The organism is Salipiger sp., from assembly GCF_048261495.1.
In the GTDB taxonomy this organism is placed as follows: domain Bacteria; phylum Pseudomonadota; class Alphaproteobacteria; order Rhodobacterales; family Rhodobacteraceae; genus Salipiger.
Map to the genome: position 1 here is coordinate 112,602 of NZ_JBLXFX010000008.1, position 19,352 is coordinate 131,953.

Here is a 19,352-nt window from a genome sequence, read left to right on the forward strand (position 1 = left end):
CGATGCTGGCGCTGATCGCAGGGCAGGGCGCGTTGCCCGGCGCGGTCGCCCGCGCGCAACCGACCGCTCCTCTGATCTGCGCGATGGACCCGGTCCGCCCCGAGGGTCTGGTGCCCGACCGCAGCTTCCGGCTCGAGCGGCTCGGCTCCTTCCTGCGCTGGCTGCGCGGTCAGGGCGTGACGCGGGTCTGCATGTGCGGCGCGGTGCCACGCCCCGAGCTGCGCTGGAGCGCGCTGGACCTGCCGACGCTGCTGCTGCTGCCACGGGTGCTGCGGGCGCTGCGACACGGCGACGACGGCGCGCTGCGCATCGCCATCGCCATCGTCGAACAGGCGGGCTTTGCGGTCATCGGCGCGCATGAAGCCGCGCCCGACCTGCTGCCCCGCACCGGCGTGCCCACCGCCGCCGCCCCCGGCGACGACGCTGCCGAGGCGGCGCGGCTGGGGGACCGGATCAGCACCGAGCAGGGCGAACGGGATCTCGGTCAGGCCTGCGTGATCCGCGACGGCCGGGTGATCGCGCGCGAGGCGCAGGCGGGCACCGACGCGATGATCGCGACCCTGCCCGGAGCGACCGGCCGGTCGGGCATTCTCTACAAGGCTCCGAAACCCGGGCAGGAACGCCGCGCCGATCTGCCGGTTATCGGCCCCGCCACCGCCGAGGGCGCCATTCGCGCGGGCCTCGCCGGGATCGTGATCGAGGCGCAGGGTGTCATGGTGCTCGACCGCGAGCGGGTGGTGCAGATGCTGGACGAGGCGGGGCTGTTCCTCTGGGTACGGGAAAGGCCGGTCTGATGCGCGTGTTCCTGATCGCCGGAGAGCCTTCGGGCGACAAGTTGGGCGCCGCCCTGATGCAAGGTCTGCGTGCCCGGGTGCCGGATGTGGAGTTCGTCGGGATCGGCGGCGAGCTGATGATCGAGCAGGGCCTCGACAGCCTGTTCCCGATGGACGAGATCTCGGTCATGGGGATCACCGAGATCCTGTCGCAATACCGCGCGCTGAAGCGTCGCATCCGCGAAACCGCGGACGCGGTGATCGACGCGCGCCCCGAGGTTCTGGTGACCATCGACCTGCCGGAATTCTCGCTGCGGGTGGCCCGGCTGGTCAAGGCGGGCTCGGATATCCGGGTCTGCCACTACGTCGCGCCCACCGTCTGGGCCTGGCGTCCGGGCCGGGCGGCGAAGATGGCGGCGCATGTGGATCAGGTGCTGGCGCTTCTGCCGTTCGAGCCCCCCTACATGGAGGCCGCCGGGATGCGCTGCGATTTCGTCGGTCATCCGGTTGTGACGGACCCGCAGGCCAGCCCCTCGGACGAGGCCGCGTTCCGCCTGAAGCACGGGCTGGGCGAGGCGCCGGTCTGCCTGCTGCTGCCGGGCTCGCGCCGCTCCGAGGTGACGCGTCTGGGGCCGGTCTTTGCCGAGGTGGCGGAGCGGCTTCACGAGATGAATCCCGACCTGCGCCTTGTCCTGCCCGCCGCCGGGCCGGTCGCGGAACTGGCGGCCGCGCTCTGCGACCGCCTGCCGGGCCAGCCGCTGCTGATCGACCCGCGCGGCCGCGATCCGGAGGAGGCCCGCGCCGAAAAGCGCGCGGCCTTTGCCGCCGCCGACGTGGCGCTGGCGGCCTCCGGCACGGTGTCGCTGGAGCTTGCGGCGGCAGGCACGCCGATGGTGGTGGCCTATGACATGAACTGGCTGTCGCGCCAGATCATCGGGCGGCTTCTGCGCACCGACACGGTGACGCTGGTGAACCTGGTGGCGGAAAGCCGGACGATCCCGGAATTCATCGGCGCGAACTGCCGACCGGGGCCGATCGCGGATGCGGTGCTTCGGGTGCTGGAGGCGCCGCAGGAGCAGGCGCGCGCGATGCGTCTGACGATGGAGAGGCTGGGCCGGGGAGGGCCGCCGCCCGGAGACCGCGCGGCGCGCGCGGTGCTTGCCGGGCTCGGCATCGTGGATCCCGAAGGTTCCTGACCCGCCCGGGCTGCCCCGGGCGGATCGTCGGCGTCGCAGCGGTTACTGGCGCAGTTCGGAGGTCTCGTTGTAGCCGGCGGTGAAGCCCGAGAGGGACATCGACAGCTCGACCTTCTGATCGGGCGCGAGCGCCGGAACGATGGTGATCCTGGCCGCCTTGCCGGCCTTGAAACGGCCGATGTCATCCGCGGTAAAGCCGACGCGGGCATAACAGCCCACCGGCGTGCAGAACGAGAAGTCGTAGCGCTTGGGCTGGCCGTTGTCGACGGTGATGGTCAGCTTCTGGGTCAGCAGGGTTTCCAGCGGAACCACGAAGGTGCCGCCCGCCGCGACCTGGCCGCCGTTGGCAAGCCGGAACAGGCTGACCTCGGCCACGTTGCCGCCGTTGGCATCCTTGAGAAGCTGGTACATCTGGCAGGGATCGGGGGCGTCGGTGCCCTCGGGGACCTTGAGGCACTGCAGATCCCAGTCGCCGTGCTTGGCCTTGATGTAGGTCTCGGGCTGCTTGGGCTGCTCGCCGGTGCCGGTGGCGCCGGGGGCGGTGTCGGCTTCGCCGAGGGTCAGACCGCCGCCGATGTTGCTCGACCCGGCGGGGGCCTCTTCTGCGGTCGTGTCCGACTCGGCCGGGGCAGCGGCGCCGCTGTCCTGCGCAAAGGCGGGGGCCACGGCGAGGCATGCGACAAGCGGCAGCGCCGTCAGGAACGAAAGCGGTTTGGTCATGTAAACTCCCCTGAGTTCTTTGGTCCAAGTCTGAGCCCGATTACCACGCGCGCCGGGCAGTGTCAGGCCGGAAAAACCCGACCTCACGCACACGGCAAGAAGCCGCGAAGCACCGGTCCGGAAACGAGAAAAGGGGCCTTGCGGCCCCTTCCCCTGTGCTCCCTGTCGGACCGGCCGACTTTGTCATTGGCCGAACGCTACGAAACTCTGCTGCGCCGGTCAACAGGCATTGAGAGCCCGATGCCGGTGATTCAAAGAAAAAAGACCGCGCCCGGAAGCGCGGCCAGTCTGACAGGGAGGAAGTCTGTCCGGAGCAGGAGAGGACATGTAACCCCGGACGAATTTCACTCTGGCACCAATTGGTTAAGATTGTATTCTCGGGCGAAACGATGGTGGGGATTTGCGGGATGGACGGCATTTTTGTCGGAGGCGGCGGAGCGGGATACGGCGAGCGGCAGGTACTGGATCTGAAATATGCCAATCGCCACGGTTTGATCGCCGGTGCCACGGGAACGGGCAAGACGGTGACGCTGCAGATCCTCGCGGAGGGGTTTTCCGAGGCCGGCGTGCCGGTGTTTCTGTCCGATGTGAAGGGCGATCTCTCGGGGCTGGCCAAGGCCGGGTCCGAGGGCTTCAAACTGCACGAGGCCTTTGTCGGCCGCGCCGCCACGATCGGATTCGAGGATTACCACTATCGCGACACGCCCGCGGTGTTCTGGGACATGTTCGGCGCGCAGGGGCACCCGGTGCGCACCACCGTGGCCGAGATGGGCCCGCTGCTGATCGCCCGCCTGCTGGAGCTGACCGAGGCGCAGGAAGGCGTGCTGAACATCGCCTTCCGGCTGTCGGACGAACAGGGGCTGCCGCTGCTCGACCTCAAGGACCTGCAGGCGCTGCTGGTCTGGGTGGGCGAAAACGCAAAGGAGCTGTCGCTGCGCTACGGCAACGTCTCCACCGCCTCGGTCGGGGCGATCCAGCGGCGTCTGCTGGTGCTGGAGACGCAGGGCGGCACGTCGCTGTTCGGGGAACCGGCACTGGAGCTGGCGGATCTCATGCGGCTGGCGCCGGACGGGCGGGGCCAGGTGAACATCCTCGCGGCCGACACGCTCATGGCCTCGCCCCGGCTTTACGCGACCTTCCTGCTGTGGCTGCTGTCGGAACTGTTCGAGGACCTGCCGGAGGTGGGCGATCCCGACAAGCCGAAGCTGGTGTTCTTCTTCGACGAGGCGCATCTGCTCTTCGACGGCGCGCCCAAGGCGCTGGTCGACAAGGTGGAGCAGGTGGCGCGGCTGATCCGCTCGAAGGGGGTCGGGGTCTATTTCATCTCGCAGAACCCCGACGACATCCCCGAGGACATCCTCGGCCAGCTCGGCAACCGGGTGCAGCACGCGCTGCGCGCCTTTACCGCGCGCGACAAGAAGGCCCTGCGCATGGCGGCCGAGACCTACCGCCCCAACCCCGATTTCGACACCGAGACGGCGATCCGCGAGGTCGGCGTCGGGGAGGCGGTGACCTCGATGCTCGAACGCAAGGGCATTCCGGGGATCGTGCAGCGCACGCTGATCCGCCCGCCGTCGTCGCAACTGGGGCCGATCTCGGCAGAGGACCGGGCGGCGCTGATGGCCGCCTCGCCGCTTGCGGGGAAATACGACACCGCGGTGGATCGCGCCTCGGCCTACGAGATGCTGAAGCAACGGGCGGAGGCGGCGGCTCGGGCGGCGGAGGAGGCCGAGAACGGCGCGGGCGGGGCCGAGGAGGCGCCCGACGAGATGATCCGCGAGTACAACCGCGCGCGGCGCTACGACCCGACCCCGAAGGCGGCGCCCCGGACCACCGGCACGCGGCGCGGTTCGAGCCGCTATTCCAAGCCGGAGTCGATCGGGGAGGCCCTGGGCCAGGCGGTTCTCAAGGAGCTGTCAGGAACCACCGGCAAGCGCATCGTGCGGGGCATCCTCGGGTCGATCTTCAAGGCGCGCTGAGGGCGGAGGAATCGTCGGGGGCGCTGCCCCCGTCGCCGCCTGCGCGGCGACTCCCCCGGGATATTTTCCGCCAGAAGAAACCGGTCAGGACGCGGTCATGGCATTGGCGGCGGCATTGAGGAACTGGCCGAGACGGTGGCGGTCGAGCGGTTTCGGCAGAAGCTCGATGTCGAGGCCCTTGCAGAGCGTGCGCAGCTGCGGGGCGCGGTCGGCGGAGATGATCGCGCAGGGCAGGCGGCCCAGCCGGTGGGTGATGGCGGTGAAGAGATCGGTGCCGGTCAGCCCGCTGCCGAGCTGCTGGTCGAGCAGCAGCGCGTCGGGGGTCAGGTCGAGATCGTCGAGCAGCTGCAGCGCCGAGGCGGCGTCTTCGGCCTCGAGCACGTTGACGCCCCAGCTTTCGACGAGCACCGAGATGGCGCGGCGCAGCTGCGGGTCGTTTTCCACCAGCAGCACGATCAGCCCGGCGCGGGCGAGGCCCGCGGGCCGCGCCGGGCCGAGGGCGGCGGGCCGCGCCGGCGCGGCGGTGCCCGCGAGCGCCACGTTGACCATGAAGCAGGAGCCGCGGCCCGGTTCCGACCACAGCCCCAGCGGGTGGCCGAGCCGCGCGCAGGCACGCTCCACGATGGCGAGACCGAGGCCGAGGCCGTCGTTGGTGGAGGCCCGGGTGTCGAGGCGCTTGAACTCCTCGAAGATGGTGCTCTGGTCCTCTTCGGCGATGCCGGGGCCGGTGTCCCAGACCTCGATCCGGGCGGAGCTGCCGTTGCGGCGGGCGCCGACCACGACCCGGCCGGTTTCGGTGTAGCGGATGGCATTGGCGAGCAGGTTCTGCACCACGCGGCGCAGGTAGGCGGGATCGGTTTCCACCGTCAGGGCGCTGTCGACGATGGAGAGGCGGAGCCCCTTGCGGGCGGCCAGAACGCCCATCTCGTCGCGCAGGGGGCGGAAGATCTCGCCCAGGGACACCGGGCGGATGTCGAAGCTCAGCCGGTCTGAATCGAGCTTCGAGATGTCGAGCAGGGCGTCGATGATCTGTTCGGCGGAGCTGAGGGCGGATTCGGTCTTGGCCAGAACCGCGCGGTCGGCCTCGTTGTGGCTGCGGTCCGAGAGCGAGGAGACGAAGAGCTTGGCGGCGGAGAGCGGCTGCAGGAGGTCGTGGCTGGCCGCGGCGACGAAGCGGGTCTTGGAGGCATTGGCGCGTTCGGCGGCGGAAAGGGCGTCTTCGAGCTCCAGCGTGCGCTCCATCACGCGCTGTTCGAGAATTTCGTTCAGTTCCGTGAGCTTGCGGGCCGCTTCGCGTTCGGCCGTCACATCGGTGCAGGAAAACAGGAAGCCGCCGTCGGGCATGCCCTTGCCGAACATCTGCAGCACCACGTCGCCCTTGCCGCGCGTCACTTCGAAATTGATCGGCCCGTGCGCGCCGTCGCGGCTGCGCCAGAGCGCGAAGGCGGCGCGGTCGGCGTCGCGGGGGAAGGCGAAATCGTGATCGAGCTTGCCCAGCAGCCCGTCGAAGGAGGCCCCGAGATGCAGGCGGCGGGCGGGCAGGCCGATGAGGGTGCCGAACTTCTGGTTCCAGGCCACGAGCCGGGCATGTTCGTCGAAGATGCAGACGCCCTGGTCGAGATGGTCCAGCGTCGCGCGGATCATCCGGGTCTGCTTGTCCTTGAGTTTCAGCCGCTCCTGGCGTTCGAGCCGGATGATGTCGGTCACGTCGGTCTGCAGGATCACCGTGCCGCCGTTGGCGGTGCGGTGTTCCGAGACCTGCAGCCATCGGTCCTGCGAATGGCGGACGTTGAACATCACCCGCCGGTCCTGGTGGCGGCGCATCCGCTGGCGGGCCCAGGAATCCGGGCTTTCGCCGTCGGGCAGCGTCAGGTAGCGCGAGCGGCTGACCTTGTCGACATAGTCCGCGAAGGACAGGCCGGGGCGCAGATCGCGCACGGTGTCGCGGAAATCCCGGCAGAAGCGGGAATTGCACATCACCAGCGTGTCGGTGCCGTCGAAGAGGGCGAAGCCTTCGGAGACCGTCTCGATCGCATCGGCGAGGTTGCGGCGGGCCGCCTCGGTTTCCTCGTTCGCATGGGCGAGCTGGGCATTGGATTCATGCAGCAGGTCGAGCGTGCGTTCCAGCTCCAGAGTGCGTTCGCGCACCTGCTTTTCCAGCAGCGCGGCGCGTTCGAACTGGGCGTAGGCGGCGCCCGACTGAGCGGCGTCGTGTTCGACCCGCCGCATCAGGGATTCGGCGATCTTGATCAGCTTGGCGTTCTGCCGCTCGAGCGAATCCGCCGGGTTGATCAGATGCATGGGGCTCATTCTTCATCCGGTGCGTAAAAGGCCACTCCGGTCAGGGTCTGGTTCACGTGGAGGGCACCGAATTGTTCGCCGTAGGTGTTGAACCCGACAACCCTGTGCCGCGTCAGGATGTCGGAAATCGCGCGGGTCTGCTGGAACTGCCCGGCTTCTATGCGGCGCAGCAGACAGTCGAAACCGAGGATCTGCTCGGGCACGCGGTCCTTTCCGAGCTTGGTGAGCGCGGCGTCGAGATGCCGGGCCATGTCCTGATGTTCGGCAAGGGTGAGCACCATGCCTTCGTCGATCGCCGAGAAGAAGACCAGGCTGCCGTCGCCCTCGACCTTCTTGATCGAGCGGACATGATGGGTGTCGCCGAGGCGCACGACCACGGGATGCGCCGCGAAGGTGAAGGTGTCGAGCTGGTTCGGGTCCTTGCCGAGCAGGCGGGCGTATTCCACCGCGGCGGGTTCGGCGTTGATCTCGGTCACGATGCGCCGCGCGGGATCGGCGGCGGTCACCACCATGCGGATCTCGGTCGGCACGAGGTGGTCGACGGTGAAGACCTTGACCGGGCAGCGGCTGCGCACCAGGGCGAGCAGGGCGGCATTGCGGCGGATCTTGCCGTTCAGCCCGAGCCAGGTGGTGGTGAAGTTGGTGCCGTCGCCGGTGGAGCCGCCGAAGAGCGGCATGGCCCCCATGCCCGAGGCCAGAACGGAGGTCAGGTTCTCTTCCTGCAGGGACAGCCCGTCGACCATCAGCACGGAGAATTCCGACGGCATGACCCCGGCGCGATGGTTCAGGGCCATGCGCCGCTGAATCAGGTCGTCGATCACCGCCTGGGTGTCGAGCTGGTCGAGCTGGTCGATGGCGTAGCAGACGGCGGTGAACAGCGCGGAGGGGAAGGCGACGGCGATGATCTGGCCTTCCTCGTAGCCGTGGCGGCCGAGCTCTCCCGCCGTGGTGCAGGCGAGCACGTCGGCCTTCCCGAAGGCCCCGGCGGCATCCCGGTTGAGACCGACGAAATCGGCGCGGGGCGAGGCGAACAGGCACACGAGCGCGAACGGTCCCGGCCCGAGCTGGTCCGAGATCGCGGTGATCGGGTCGGGTGCGTCGCAGGAAACCTGCGCCACGCGCAGGGCACCGGCCCGATGGGTCTCCTCCCCTGCGGAGCTGGCCTGGGCTCCGTCCAAACTGTCTCCCCCCGTCTGGTGATGGCTGACGACGATAGGGCCGTCAGCCTTCGTTTGGCAAGACCCGTGCGAAGCGCGCCTCCTGCGCGATCAGCACGGCCTGGGTGCGGCTGTGCACGCCGAGCTTGCGCATGATGGCCGTGACATGCGCCTTGACCGTGGTTTCGGCGATGGTCAGGTCATAGGCGATCTGCTTGTTGAGCTTGCCCTCGCAGATCAGGCTCAGGATGCGGGCCTGCTGGTTGGTGAGCGAGGCAAGCCGCACGAGCGCATCGTCCGGGCCCGGTTCCTGCCCGGGGCCGTGCGGGTCGATGTAGCCGTCCGGCACGAAGGCCTGGCCCTTGGCGACCGCCTCGAAGGCGCGGCGAAACACCGAGCGCTGCGAATGCTTGGGCACGAATCCGTCCGCGCCGGCCTTGAGCGCGTGCGAGATCATCCGGTTGTCGGCCATGGACGAGGCGATGATGATCGCGGCATGCGGCGCGGCATTGCGCAGCCGCACCAGCCCGTCGAGCCCGTTCACGTCCGGCAGGTTGAGATCGAGGATGATGAGGTTGGGCGGTTCGCCCTGCGCCGCGATGTCGAGCGCCTTTTCCAGCGTGCCCGCGGTCCGGATCTCCTCGAACTCGGCCAGGGATTGTAGGGTGAGGGTCAGCGCATCGCAGAACAGCGGATGGTCGTCGACCACCAGCGCCCGGTTGTCGCCGCCTTCTGTCAGGATTCCGACTGCGTTCATCATGCCGATGCCATTCTCCTCTGCTCCCGAGCTCCAGAATAGACGGGAGCGCGCCCGGAGTAACTTGCCGAAAGGTCGGATAGGCCGCGGACGCCATATCGTGCCAGCAGGATACAGGAAATCGTCACGGCCGAACAGGATCCGGCCGTGGCCTGTGCATCGGAGCGCGGTCGGGCTGGTTAGAACCAGCTCTGGACGTTGCGCGAGGCGCTGGAAACGTCCTGACCGATGCCGTCGATGGTGGCGCAGCCCGCGAGGGCGAGGGCGAGGGTGAAAAGCACTGCTGCCTGTTTCATGTCTTTCTGCTCTGCTCCGGTGGCCGTTTGCCGGCCTCTTGGTCTTGTCGTGGTCCTACTTGTCGCCCCACCACCAGGTTTGCGCCTGCCAGTCCAGCCAATCCCCGTAGACGGGCAGGTGGTCCGGAAAGTGCAGCTCCTTCGCGTGGGCGATGAGCGACACCGGATATTGATAGACCGGAATGACATAACGTCCAGTGGTCAGGATACGATCGAGCGCATGTGTTGCAGCCAGGAACTCCTCGTTGGAACGCGCGGCGAGGATCTTGTCGATCATCGCCTCCGCCGCCGGCGATTTCATGCCCATCCAGTTGTAGGTGCCGGGGGTGTCGACCCCCTCCGACCCCCAGTAGAGGCGCTGCTCGGTTCCGGGCGACAGCGACAGGCCCCGCCAGTAGGAGGTCATGTCGAAGCGGTAGCCGCGGGTGCGCTCGGTATATTGCGCGGAATCGACCACCGTGACCGTCGGCGTCACGCCGATGCGGGACAGCGCCTGGACATAGAGGTTGATCATCGATTCCTCTTCGTCGCTGCCCTGGTTCAACAGGATGTCGAAGGTGAAGGGGCGACCCTGCGCATCCTTCATCACGCCGTCCTGTACGGTCCAGCCGGCCTCTTCGAAGAGGGCGAGCGCCTTGCGCAGGTTCTTGCGGTTGCGTTCGGTGCCATCCCCCTCGGGGAGGGCGTAGCCTTCGAGCGCGCCGGGCAGCAGGTCTTCCGCGAAGGGCTCCAGCAGCTCGCGCACGCGGCCAGTGGCGGGCCCGGGGCGCATCGCCAGTTCGGAATTGGAGAAATACGAGGTGATGCGCGGTTGGCGGCGCCCGGTCACCGTGTCGTTGATGTATTCGAAGTTGAAGACGTCGATCATCGCTTCGCGCACGCGCCAATCGGCAAAGAGCGGATTGCGGGTGTTCATCACGAAGCCCCGGATCCCCGAGGGGCGGCCGTGCGGGATCACCGACTTCACCACATCGCCGCTGGTGATGGCGGGAAAGTCGTACTGCGTCTCCCATTTCTCGGCGTTGAATTCGCGGTTGGAGTTCATGACCCCGGCCTTGAACGCCTCGAACAGCGCGGTGGCGTCGGAAAAGAACTCCATCCGGATCTCGTCGAAATTGGCGAGCCCGCGGTTGAACGGCAGATCCTTGCCCCAGTAATCGGGGTTGCGGACCATCGACAGCGACCGCCCCGGTTCGACCGCGCCCACCATGTAGGGCGCGGTGGAGATCGGCGCCTCGTCCAGCCCGGACTGGGCGAAATCCTTGCCCTCCCACTGGGCCTTCTTGAGGATCGGGCGCAGGCCGATGATGAGCGCGAGTTCGCGGTTCTCGACGTTGAAGGTGAAGCGGATCGAGCGGGGGCCGGTCTGCTCCATGCTCTCGACCGCCGCCCAGGCACCGAGATACCGGGGGTGGCCTTCGGTCGAGAGGGTCTCGTAGCTCCACATCACGTCCTCGACGGTGACGGGGGAGCCGTCCGAGAATCGCGCCTCCGGACGCAGGGTGAATTCGACCATGGTTCTGTCGGCGTCGGTCTCGACCGATTCGCACAGCAGGCAGTAGAGCGTGAAGGGCTCGTCCCAATTGCGGCCCATGAGGGATTCATAGCCGATGAAGCGCAGCATCCACGGGGTCGTGCCCTTGAGGATGTGCGGATTGAGACTGTCGAAGCTGCCGACCTCGCCCACGATGAGTTTACCACCCTTGGGTGCATCGGGATCGGCATAGGGCAAATGAGGGAAATCGGCGGGCAGGGCGGGCGTGCCGTACATGGCGATTCCGTGCATCGGCTCGGCCTGCGCGAATCCTGCAATGAAAACCGACGCAAGGGCGACGCTCTTCACCCGCCGCATATGGAAAAAGTCGACCTGCATTTTAGAAACAATCCCTCACTGCCCTTGTTTTCTTGATGTCCGACCGTATCGGGGCTTTTACGCCTTTTCAAACTTTTAGCTTGGACTCCTGCGTAAAGCGGCGTATAAAGAGGGCACTGCTCGATAGGTTTCTTGCCTGTATGAAACCTGCCTCAATGACTTAACCCCGGCCTCGTGCCGGGGTTTTTTTTGGCGGTTCGTAGCGGCTTTTGCAACCTCCGCGCGGTCCCGAAAGCGTGATGTCGACGATGTCGCAGGGCAGGAACCGAGGCGACGCTTGCCCCCTTATCTTGCAGGTGCAGCATGATATGGTGCGCCGGATACATCAGGAGATTTTCATCATGTCACTCAAGGGTAAAACCGCCGTCGTCACGGGTTCCAACTCCGGCATCGGTCTCGGTGTCGCGCGCAGCCTGGCCGCGGCCGGGGCGAAGGTCGTGCTGAATTCCTTCACCGATCGCGAGGAAGACCACGCGCTCGCGGCCGACATGGCCAAGGAATTCGGAACCGAGGTGCGCTACATCAAGGCGGACATGTCGAAGGGCGAGGACTGCCGGGCGCTGATCGAACAGGCCGGTGCCTGCGATATCCTCGTGAACAACGCCGGCATCCAGCACGTCGCGCCCATCGACGAATTCCCGGTCGAGAAGTGGAACGCGATCATCGCGATCAACCTGAATTCGGCCTTTCACTGCACTGCCGCCGCGCTGCCGCTGATGCGCAAGGCGGGCTGGGGCAGGGTGGTGAACATCGCCTCGGCCCACGGGCTGACCGCCTCTCCCTACAAATCGGCCTATGTGGCGGCCAAGCACGGCGTCGTCGGAATGACCAAGGTCGTGGCGCTCGAGACCGCCAAGGAGAACATCACCGCCAACGCGATCTGTCCCGGCTACGTGCTGACGCCGCTGGTCGAGGCGCAGATCCCCGACACCGCCAAGGAATACAACCTGTCGGAAGAGGAGGCGGTCGAGCAGGTGATCCTGGCGCGCCAGCCCTCCAAGCAGTTCGCCACGGTCGAGCAGATCGGCGGCACCGCGGTGTTCCTGTGTGCGGACGCGGCGGAGCAGATCACCGGCACGACGATCTCGGTCGACGGCGGCTGGACGGCGCTCTGAGGCCGGGCGCGATCTTTCGCCGAAGGATCGGGGACAGTCCGGGGAGGTTTGCCTGCGGCGGACCGCAGGGTGCGGGAGGGGCCAGCCCCTCTTCGCGCAAGCGCGAATTCACCCCGGGATATTTGTCGAACCGAAGAAGATACGGACAACGGGAGCGATGACATGAGCCTGCGCATCAACCTGGCGCTGCAGGGCGGGGGCGCGCATGGCGCCTTTACCTGGGGCGTTCTCGACCGGCTGCTGGAGGAGGAGGACCTGGAGATCGCGGCGATCACCGGCACCTCTGCCGGGGCGCTGAACGGGGCCGCGCTCAAGGCCGGGCTGACCCATGGCGGGCCGGAGGCGGCGAAGGCCAATCTCGACTGGCTCTGGCACGAGGTGAGCGGGATGCGCGACCTCGCGATTCCGGAATGGATGCATCCCTGGCTTCCGGATCCCGGGATGATCAGCCGGAGCCTGCAGTACTCGCTGCCCTACGCGGTGGGGGATGCGGTCACGCAGATGGTATCGCCCTATGCCTGGGGGCCGTTCTACCGCAATCCGCTGGAGCGGCTGGTGGCGCGGTTCGACTTCGAGAAGGTGCAGCATGAGCACGGTCCGGAATTCCACGTCTGCGCGACCTGCGTGCGCGACGGCAAGGTGCGGGTGTTTACCGGGGACAGGCTGACGCCGGGGGCGATCATGGCCTCGGCCTGTCTGCCGACGATGTTCCAGGCGGTCGAGATCGAGGACCCCGAGACCGGCGTCGTCGAGGCGTTCTGGGACGGCGGCTATTCCGGCAACCCGGCGCTGTTCCCGCTCTATCGCGCCGGCCTGCCGGACGATCTGATCATCGTGAACATCAATCCGCTCTACCGGGAGCACGTGCCGGTGACCTCGCCCGAGATCCAGAACCGGATCAACGAGATCAGCTTCAATTCCTCGCTCCTGCGCGATCTGCGGGCCATCGAATTCGTGCAGCGTCTCATCGCGACGGGGGCGGTTCCCGAGGGGGCGATGCGGAACCTGCGGGTCCACATGATCGCCGATGACGGGCTGATGAACGATCTCTCCGTCGCGACCAAGACGGTGCCGGTCGCAACGGTCATCACGCAGTTGAAGGACGCCGGGCGCAGGGCGGCGGGCGGGTTCCTGGCGCAGCACAAGGGCGACCTCGGCAAGCGGCAGACGGCGGATCTGAGGGCGATGTTCTCCTGAGCCGGGCGGCGCGCTCAGGAGGCCTTGCGCACGGGGGTGACCCCGGCCTTGGCCGCGGATTTCTCGGGCGGATAGACGAGGCCCGCGGAAATCACCAGTTTCGCCGCATCCTCGATGGTCATTTCGAGTTCCACCACGTCCTCGGCGGGGAACAGCAGCAGGAAGCCGGATGTCGGGTTGGGCGTGGTCGGCACGAAGACCGAGATCAGCTCGCCCATGGTTTCCGCGCGTTCGGCGATTTCGCCGCGGGCGGTGGTCGAGATGAAGCCGATGGCCCAGATCCCCTTGCGCGGATACTGGATCAGGCAGGCCTTTTCGAAGCTGCGTTCGGACTGGACGAAGACGGTTTCCGCGATCTGCTTGATGCCGGAATAGACCGAACGGACCACCGGGGTGCGCCCCACAAGGCTTTCACCGAAGCGGATCAGCGAGCGGCCGATGAGGCCCTTGGCGATCCAGCCCACCACGATGGTGAAGACCAGGAAGAAGATCACGCCGACGCCGCGCAGGTTGATCCCGATGTATTCCTCGGGGTTGAAGCGGGCCGGGACCAGCGGCAGCACGAAGCTGTCCACCCAGCCGAACAGCGTCCAGATCAGCCAGATCGTCAGGCCGACGGGCATGATCACGACAAGCCCCGTCAGGAAGCTTGCGCGCAGCGAGGCCAGCAGGCCGGGGCCGCGCGGAGTGTCGTCGAAGGGGCTGTTGCTCATCAGGTGTCCAGATAACGGGTCCGGGGATGAACCTATGCCTTGGCGCGGCGCTCTACAATGGGGCGCGATCGCGCGCGGCAAGGTTCTTGGGCAGGGCGCTCATTTCGCGGGCGATGGCCGCCGCGAGACGCGCATTCGCCAGCACCAGCGCGATGTTCGCCTTGAGCGAGCGGCCCTCGGTCAGTTCGAAGATCCGTTGCAGCAGGTAGGGCGTGACCGCCTTGCCGTGAATGCCGTGCAGTCGGGCATCCTCTCCGGCGCGGGCGATGATCGGTGCCAGTTGATCGCGGCCGATTTCGTCTTCGGCGGGGATCGGATTGGTCACGAGCTGTCCGCCCGGAAGACCCAGCGCCGCCCGCATCCGGTGCGCGCGCGCGATGGCGCCGGGATCGTCCATGCGCAGGGGGGCCCGAAGCCCGGCGTCGCGCGACCAGAAGGCGGGCAGGGCGTCCTGACCGTAGGAGATGACCGGAACTCCAAGGGTTTCAAGCACTTCCATCGTCTTCGAGAGATCGAGGATCGCCTTGGCCCCGGCACAGACCACGGTGACGGCGGTCTGTGCCAGTTCCTGAAGGTCGGCGGAGACGTCGAAGCTCTGCTCGGCGCCGCGGTGCACGCCGCCGATGCCGCCGGTGGCGAAGACCTCGATCCCCGCCAGTCGCGCGGCGATCATCGTCGCGGCGACCGTGGTGGCACCGGTGCGGCCCTCGGCCATGCAGACGGCGAGATCGGCGCGCGACAGCTTTGCCGCGCCCCGGGTCTGTGCCAGCGCCTCGAGCTGCGCATCGTCGAGACCGATGCACAGGTTCCCGTCGATCACCGCGATGGTGGCCGGTTCCGCGCCGTGATCCCGCACGGTCGTCTCCACCCGCCGCGCCATTTCCAAGTTCTGCGGCCAGGGCATGCCGTGGGTGATGATGGTGGATTCCAGCGCCACCACGGGACGGCCGGCGGCAAGCGCCTCGGCCACGGGGGCGGAAAGGGTGAAAACACTCATGTGCCGATGTCTCCTGACACGTAATCCGCGGCTGCGGCGAGGGCGCGCGTCAGCGCCGTTCCGCGGTCGGCGCCGCCAAGTTCGGCCACGATATGCGCAGCCATGAAGGTGTCGCCCGCGCCGGTGACGCGATGCACGAGCACTTCGGGCGGGCTTGCGACGATCAGCCCCTCGGAAGTGCCGTCGCAGGTTGCATCGCCGCCGTTGGTGACGATGGCGCGGGCGGCGCCGCGGGCCAGCAGCCCTGCGGCCGCGTCGCCGGCGGTGGTAAAGGCCTCCCGGCACAGCAGGCCGGCTTCTTCGAGATTGACGTAGAGCACGCCGCGACCGGCCCGCAGGAACGGCATCAGCCGGTCGGCCTTGCCGGGAGAGGCCGGAGCGATGCGCAGGTCGGCCCCGCGGAACGCCGGGCTGTGCGCGATCTCTTCCAGCAAGGCGACGGTCAGGTTGCCGTCGAGCGCGATGGCACCGCGGTAGGGCGCGTCATCGGTGCCGAGCGGGCCTTCGGTCAGCGGTCGCAGGATGCGTCCACCGGCCTGTTCCAGCGAATGCGCATCGGCAATCGCCGCGATCAGGCCGTTGGCGCCTTCGACCGCCATGTACCAGTCCGTCGGCAGATCCTCGGAGCGGTAGACATGTTCCGTACCGCAGCCGAGCGTGGCGCAGGCCCGGATGAGTTCGTCGCCCTCGGGGTCGCGACCGACCGCGCTCAGCAAGGCCGGACGCAGACCGAAATTCGCCAGCGTCATCGCGATGTTGAGAGCCACGCCTCCGGGAAGGCGCGTGATGCGGCCCGGCACGTCCGAACCCTGGCGCATGGTGCTCGGGGATCGTCCGATCACGTCCCAGAGGACGGAGCCGATGCACAGGATCTCGGGTTTCTCTCTCATGCCGCCTTGATGCCCCGACATGCGGACCGGGGCAAGCATCACGTTGCGGACGTGTCGAGGACCCGGAGCAGGTTGCCGTTCGGGATCAGACGGATATGATCCGGACCTCATGCGGGGGATGAGTGCCGCGTGCCAAGTGTGAGTGATACCTGAACCGCGACCCCTATTGCTTGCGAGGGTAGGGGCGGCGACCGATCTCCTCCACCATCTTCTCGCGGAAGACCTCGGCCGGGGTCTTCCAGCCGAGGCATTTCCGAGGCGTGCTATTGAGCTGGTCGCAGATTTTCTTTAGCTCGTGATCTGTCATCCGGCTGATGTCGCGCTTGCGGGGCAGCCATCTGCGGACACGTCGGTTTGTGTTCTCGACCGTGCCTTTCTGCCAGGGTGAGGAGGGGTCGCAGAACCAGGTCTGCGTCCCGATCTCGGCCTGAAGATGCGGCCAGCTGACGAACTCGGTGCCGCGATCGAAGGTGATGGATTTCCGGGCCAGATGGGGCAGGTCCGCACCGCGCTCATGATCTTGCCCATCACCGGCTTGGTGCGCTTGTTTGGGTTTATCAGCAGCATCGTGAACCGGCTGACCCGTTCGACAAGGGACGTGATGTTGCTCTGACCAAGGTCCTGTTTGAACAGCATAAGGTCAGCCTCCCAATGCCCGAACTGGCGTCGATGCGCGACGTCATCAGGACGGAACAGGATGCTGACATCTCGGTCGAACTTGGGCGCCTGACGCTTCCTCGCGCGGCGCGGCCTGCGGGCCTTGCGGTGTTCCGGCAGGTACCACCACAGCTCCTGCGACATGCCTTCCTTTGAGTAGATGCAGCGATAGATCGTCTCCTGGCAGACACGCTTCCTGGCACGCTCGAAGATCATCCGGTTGCCGATCTGCTCGGGGTCCATCCCAGCTTGATGCGGTCTACGACAGCCTTGCAGAGCTCTGGATGCCGGATCAGTTTTCTGCACGGACCGGCGCTTCTGCGTCCGCAACTGGGCCGCATGCCCGAAGTAACCCGCGTACTTCTTTGGAAAGGCATCATCGGCCCAGAAGTTACGCTTGATCTCTCGGTGAATGGTCGACTTATGGCGTTTCAGAACCCGCGCCATCTCTCGGACAGGGACTTTCGCGTGCCACCAATCCTCGATTATCCGACGTTCCTTCAAGCTCAGTTGCGTATAAGCGGTCCCCATGGCACGATCTCCTGTTTGGATAACCCATTGGTTTCTAATAGGAGTCGCACTTCAAGGTAGCGCGCACCTATGTGGCCTCTTTACCCCTATAATCAGTATTATGATAAATAAAAATTCGAGCATCCGGGGCACTTGTGCCCTTTGACCTTGGTCCAAAATCCGGCCAGCTTGGAGGCATGAAACATGCAAGCTCCCGCCGTGGTCTCGTGATCGTTCTTCTTGTCGCTCTGGCGGGCACGGCGTTCTTCGGGTTGCGCGCGGCTCGTCAGTTCATCTACTGGTCGGACCCGGCGCATCACGACCAGACGCCCGAGGGCTGGATGACGCTCGGCTATGTGGAGCGATCCTACCGGCTGAAGCCGCGCAGCCTCGGGCCGTTGCTGGCGGTCGCGCCGACCGAGGCCAAGCACCGCTCGCTCGAGGAGATCGCCGCCGACGAAGGCATTCCGCTGCCGGAGCTTCTGTCGCGGCTTGAAACGGTCCTGGAGACGGCCCGTTGAGCGAAACGCTCAGCGACACCATGCTCGGGCTGCTGCCGACGCTGGGTCTGCCGGCGCTTGCGCTGGTGGTCGCGCTCGGCACACTGGGCGTGCCGCTGATGCCCGCCTCGCTCATGGTGCTTGTCGCCGGAACGCTGGTGGCCGCCGGAGAGCTGCCGCTGGCGGCCACGGTCGCGACCTGCCTCGTCACCGCCGTCGCCGTCGACAATCTCGGCTACCTCATCGGGCGCGCCGCCCGGCAACGCTTCCGGGCGCTCGACAATGCCGCGATGCGACAGGCAGAGACGCTGCTGGCCGAACGTGGCGGTCCGGCGGTGTTTCTCACCCGCTGGCTGCTGGCGCCGCTGGGACCGCCGCTGAACCTCGTGGCGGGCGCCAGCGGGTTTCCCTGGCGGCGCTTCGTGCTCTGGGATCTCGCGGGAGAAACGCTCTGGGTGACGGGCTACCTGTCGCTCGGCGCGGCCTTCGCGCCGTTCATCCCCGATATCGCCTCGCTCTCCGGCAACCTGACCGGAGCGCTGGCCTGCATGGTCATCGCCTGGATCGTCTGGCGCGGGCTCCACGGGCACACCGGGCGCCGGCAGGAGTGAACGGACACGGCATTCTGGACAATCCGCCGCTTTGCGCGCTACCTATAGCCGTTCCTTGGAGATACCGATGATGTCTCGCGCATATCAGATGCTTTCCGGCCGCCATTCGACGGCACACACGGCCCGCCGACGCCGCACCCGCGCGGAGCGTCAGGCATGACACCTCAGCAGCGCAAGTACCTGATAGAACTCACCAATGCCTCCAGCATCGAAACGATCTGGGCAACCCACGCGGACAAGATGGCGGCCTATGGTTTCGACCGCCTGCTCTATGGTTTCACGCGCTACCGCACCCAGACCTCGCTCGGGGATCCGAACGATTTCGTGCTGCTGACCAATCACAAGACCAGCTACACCGATGTTTTCATCGGAGACGGCCTTTACCATCACGCGCCGATGGTCCGCTGGGCGCTGGAACATGAAGGTGCCTGTTCCTGGCGGGTTCTGGGCGAGATGCTCCAGCAGAACAACCTCACCGACGCCGAGCGCCGGGTCGTGGAGTTCAACCTCGGCCAGAAGGTCACGGCGGGCTATTCGATCTCGTTCAAATCGGTCTCCAGCCGGGCCAAGGGCGCCATCGCGCTCACCGCGCGGCCGGGGATGCTGCAGGACGAGGTCGACGCGCTCTGGGACGAGCATGGCGACGACATCGTGCTGATGAACAACATCCTGCACCTCAAGATTCTCACCCTGCCCTACACGCCCCCGAACCAGAGCCTGACCAAGCGCCAGCGCGAGGCGCTGGAATGGGTCGGCGACGGCAAGACCATGCAGGACATCGCGACGATCATGGGGCTGACCCAGGCCACCATCGAAAAACACCTGCGCCTGGCGCGCGAGGCGCTGAACGTCGACACGACGGCGCAGGCGGTGGCCAAGGCGGCATTCCAGAACCAGATGTTCGTGATCGACATCTGACCCCGAACCGCGCCGCCCTGCCCGGCAACCGAGTCGCCGTCCGCACCGTGGCCGCGATCCCGCAAGCCGCATGCAACGCAGGTTCGGGTTCCCCCTTAAGGCATCCTTTCCGCGACTATTTCGATTCTCGAAAACTATCGCGCCGCAAGGAAAATATTCCCGCAAAACAAGGCCGGTGGGGAATACCCGACT

At 66.8% G+C, this 19,352-nt stretch carries 17 protein-coding genes and 2 pseudogenes; 8 read left to right on the forward strand and 11 right to left on the reverse strand.

The window, feature by feature from the left end:
• Window positions 1-2: 2 nt before the first annotated feature.
• Together ACN0RJ_RS16655 and lpxB are read left to right on the forward strand one after the other, a co-directional pair.
• Window positions 3-794: an LpxI family protein gene (locus tag ACN0RJ_RS16655; RefSeq protein WP_417724967.1), complete on the forward strand. Its 792-nt coding sequence runs from the start codon at window positions 3-5 to the stop codon at window positions 792-794.
• Entirely contained in the window at window positions 794-1,969 is a 1,176-nt protein-coding gene (lpxB, locus tag ACN0RJ_RS16660) for a lipid-A-disaccharide synthase (RefSeq protein ID WP_417724968.1), read from the forward strand. The genes ACN0RJ_RS16655 and lpxB overlap by 1 nt, the downstream gene beginning before the upstream one ends.
• A gap of 42 nt (window positions 1,970-2,011) precedes the next feature.
• On the opposite strand, the gene ACN0RJ_RS16665 is transcribed toward lpxB, so the two are convergent.
• Window positions 2,012-2,689 (reverse strand): invasion associated locus B family protein, encoded by a 678-nt coding sequence (locus ACN0RJ_RS16665; protein WP_417721650.1) that lies wholly within the window; start codon window positions 2,687-2,689, stop codon window positions 2,012-2,014.
• Window positions 2,690-3,096: 407 nt separating this feature from the next.
• Here ACN0RJ_RS16665 and ACN0RJ_RS16670 point away from each other — a divergent pair, with 407 nt between their 5' ends.
• A complete protein-coding gene (locus tag ACN0RJ_RS16670; protein WP_417724969.1) occupies window positions 3,097-4,668 on the forward strand; it encodes a helicase HerA-like domain-containing protein in 1,572 nt (523 codons plus the stop codon).
• Between the two features lie 84 nt (window positions 4,669-4,752).
• Here the strand turns inward: ACN0RJ_RS16670 and ACN0RJ_RS16675 are convergent, their stop codons facing one another.
• The 5 genes from ACN0RJ_RS16675 to ACN0RJ_RS16695 all read right to left on the reverse strand — a co-directional run bounded on the left by ACN0RJ_RS16675 (window position 4,753) and on the right by ACN0RJ_RS16695 (window position 11,052).
• Entirely contained in the window at window positions 4,753-6,969 is a 2,217-nt protein-coding gene (locus ACN0RJ_RS16675) for a PAS-domain containing protein (RefSeq protein ID WP_417721756.1), read from the reverse strand.
• A 5-nt stretch (window positions 6,970-6,974) separates the two neighbouring features.
• Window positions 6,975-8,147 (reverse strand): FIST N-terminal domain-containing protein, encoded by a 1,173-nt coding sequence (locus ACN0RJ_RS16680; RefSeq protein ID WP_417724970.1) that lies wholly within the window; start codon window positions 8,145-8,147, stop codon window positions 6,975-6,977.
• A 43-nt stretch (window positions 8,148-8,190) separates the two neighbouring features.
• A complete protein-coding gene (locus ACN0RJ_RS16685) occupies window positions 8,191-8,886 on the reverse strand; it encodes a response regulator (RefSeq protein WP_417721647.1) in 696 nt (231 codons plus the stop codon).
• Between the two features lie 176 nt (window positions 8,887-9,062).
• Window positions 9,063-9,179: an entericidin EcnA/B family protein gene (locus ACN0RJ_RS16690; RefSeq protein WP_417721646.1), complete on the reverse strand. Its 117-nt coding sequence runs from the start codon at window positions 9,177-9,179 to the stop codon at window positions 9,063-9,065.
• A gap of 55 nt (window positions 9,180-9,234) precedes the next feature.
• The gene (locus ACN0RJ_RS16695; RefSeq protein WP_417724971.1) at window positions 9,235-11,052 is read right to left on the reverse strand and encodes an extracellular solute-binding protein; all 1,818 of its coding nucleotides are present in this window, start codon (window positions 11,050-11,052) and stop codon (window positions 9,235-9,237) included.
• A 341-nt stretch (window positions 11,053-11,393) separates the two neighbouring features.
• On the opposite strand from ACN0RJ_RS16695, the gene ACN0RJ_RS16700 reads away from it, so the two are divergent.
• Both ACN0RJ_RS16700 and ACN0RJ_RS16705 read left to right on the forward strand, forming a co-directional pair.
• The gene (locus ACN0RJ_RS16700) at window positions 11,394-12,167 is read left to right on the forward strand and encodes a 3-hydroxybutyrate dehydrogenase (RefSeq protein WP_417724972.1); all 774 of its coding nucleotides are present in this window, start codon (window positions 11,394-11,396) and stop codon (window positions 12,165-12,167) included.
• A 162-nt stretch (window positions 12,168-12,329) separates the two neighbouring features.
• Window positions 12,330-13,364: a patatin-like phospholipase family protein gene (locus tag ACN0RJ_RS16705; protein WP_417724973.1), complete on the forward strand. Its 1,035-nt coding sequence runs from the start codon at window positions 12,330-12,332 to the stop codon at window positions 13,362-13,364.
• A 14-nt stretch (window positions 13,365-13,378) separates the two neighbouring features.
• Here ACN0RJ_RS16705 and ACN0RJ_RS16710 read toward each other — a convergent pair whose 3' ends face one another.
• The 5 genes and pseudogenes from ACN0RJ_RS16710 to ACN0RJ_RS16730 all read right to left on the reverse strand — a co-directional run.
• Window positions 13,379-14,077, reverse strand: a complete 699-nt coding sequence (locus tag ACN0RJ_RS16710; RefSeq protein WP_417721642.1) for a DUF502 domain-containing protein — start codon at window positions 14,075-14,077, stop codon at window positions 13,379-13,381.
• Window positions 14,078-14,129: 52 nt separating this feature from the next.
• On the reverse strand, window positions 14,130-15,074 hold the full coding sequence (locus ACN0RJ_RS16715; RefSeq protein WP_417724974.1) for a pseudouridine-5'-phosphate glycosidase: 945 nt from the start codon (window positions 15,072-15,074) through the stop codon (window positions 14,130-14,132).
• Window positions 15,071-15,964 (reverse strand): PfkB family carbohydrate kinase, encoded by an 894-nt coding sequence (locus ACN0RJ_RS16720; RefSeq protein ID WP_417724975.1) that lies wholly within the window; start codon window positions 15,962-15,964, stop codon window positions 15,071-15,073. The genes ACN0RJ_RS16715 and ACN0RJ_RS16720 overlap by 4 nt, the downstream gene beginning before the upstream one ends.
• A gap of 163 nt (window positions 15,965-16,127) precedes the next feature.
• Window positions 16,128-17,068, reverse strand: a pseudogene (locus ACN0RJ_RS16725) (IS30 family transposase).
• A 3-nt stretch (window positions 17,069-17,071) separates the two neighbouring features.
• Window positions 17,072-17,152 (reverse strand): annotated as a pseudogene (locus ACN0RJ_RS16730) (hypothetical protein); the annotation flags it as partial.
• 176 nt (window positions 17,153-17,328) lie between these two features.
• Between ACN0RJ_RS16730 and ACN0RJ_RS16735 the strand changes: the two are divergent.
• From ACN0RJ_RS16735 to ACN0RJ_RS16745, 3 genes are all read left to right on the forward strand, one after another.
• Entirely contained in the window at window positions 17,329-17,652 is a 324-nt protein-coding gene (locus ACN0RJ_RS16735) for a hypothetical protein (protein ID WP_417721295.1), read from the forward strand.
• Window positions 17,649-18,242 (forward strand): DedA family protein, encoded by a 594-nt coding sequence (locus ACN0RJ_RS16740; protein ID WP_417724976.1) that lies wholly within the window; start codon window positions 17,649-17,651, stop codon window positions 18,240-18,242. Before ACN0RJ_RS16735 ends, ACN0RJ_RS16740 begins: the two co-directional genes overlap by 4 nt.
• A 156-nt stretch (window positions 18,243-18,398) precedes the next feature.
• Entirely contained in the window at window positions 18,399-19,160 is a 762-nt protein-coding gene (locus ACN0RJ_RS16745) for a helix-turn-helix transcriptional regulator (protein WP_417721297.1), read from the forward strand.
• Window positions 19,161-19,352: the final 192 nt, after the last annotated feature.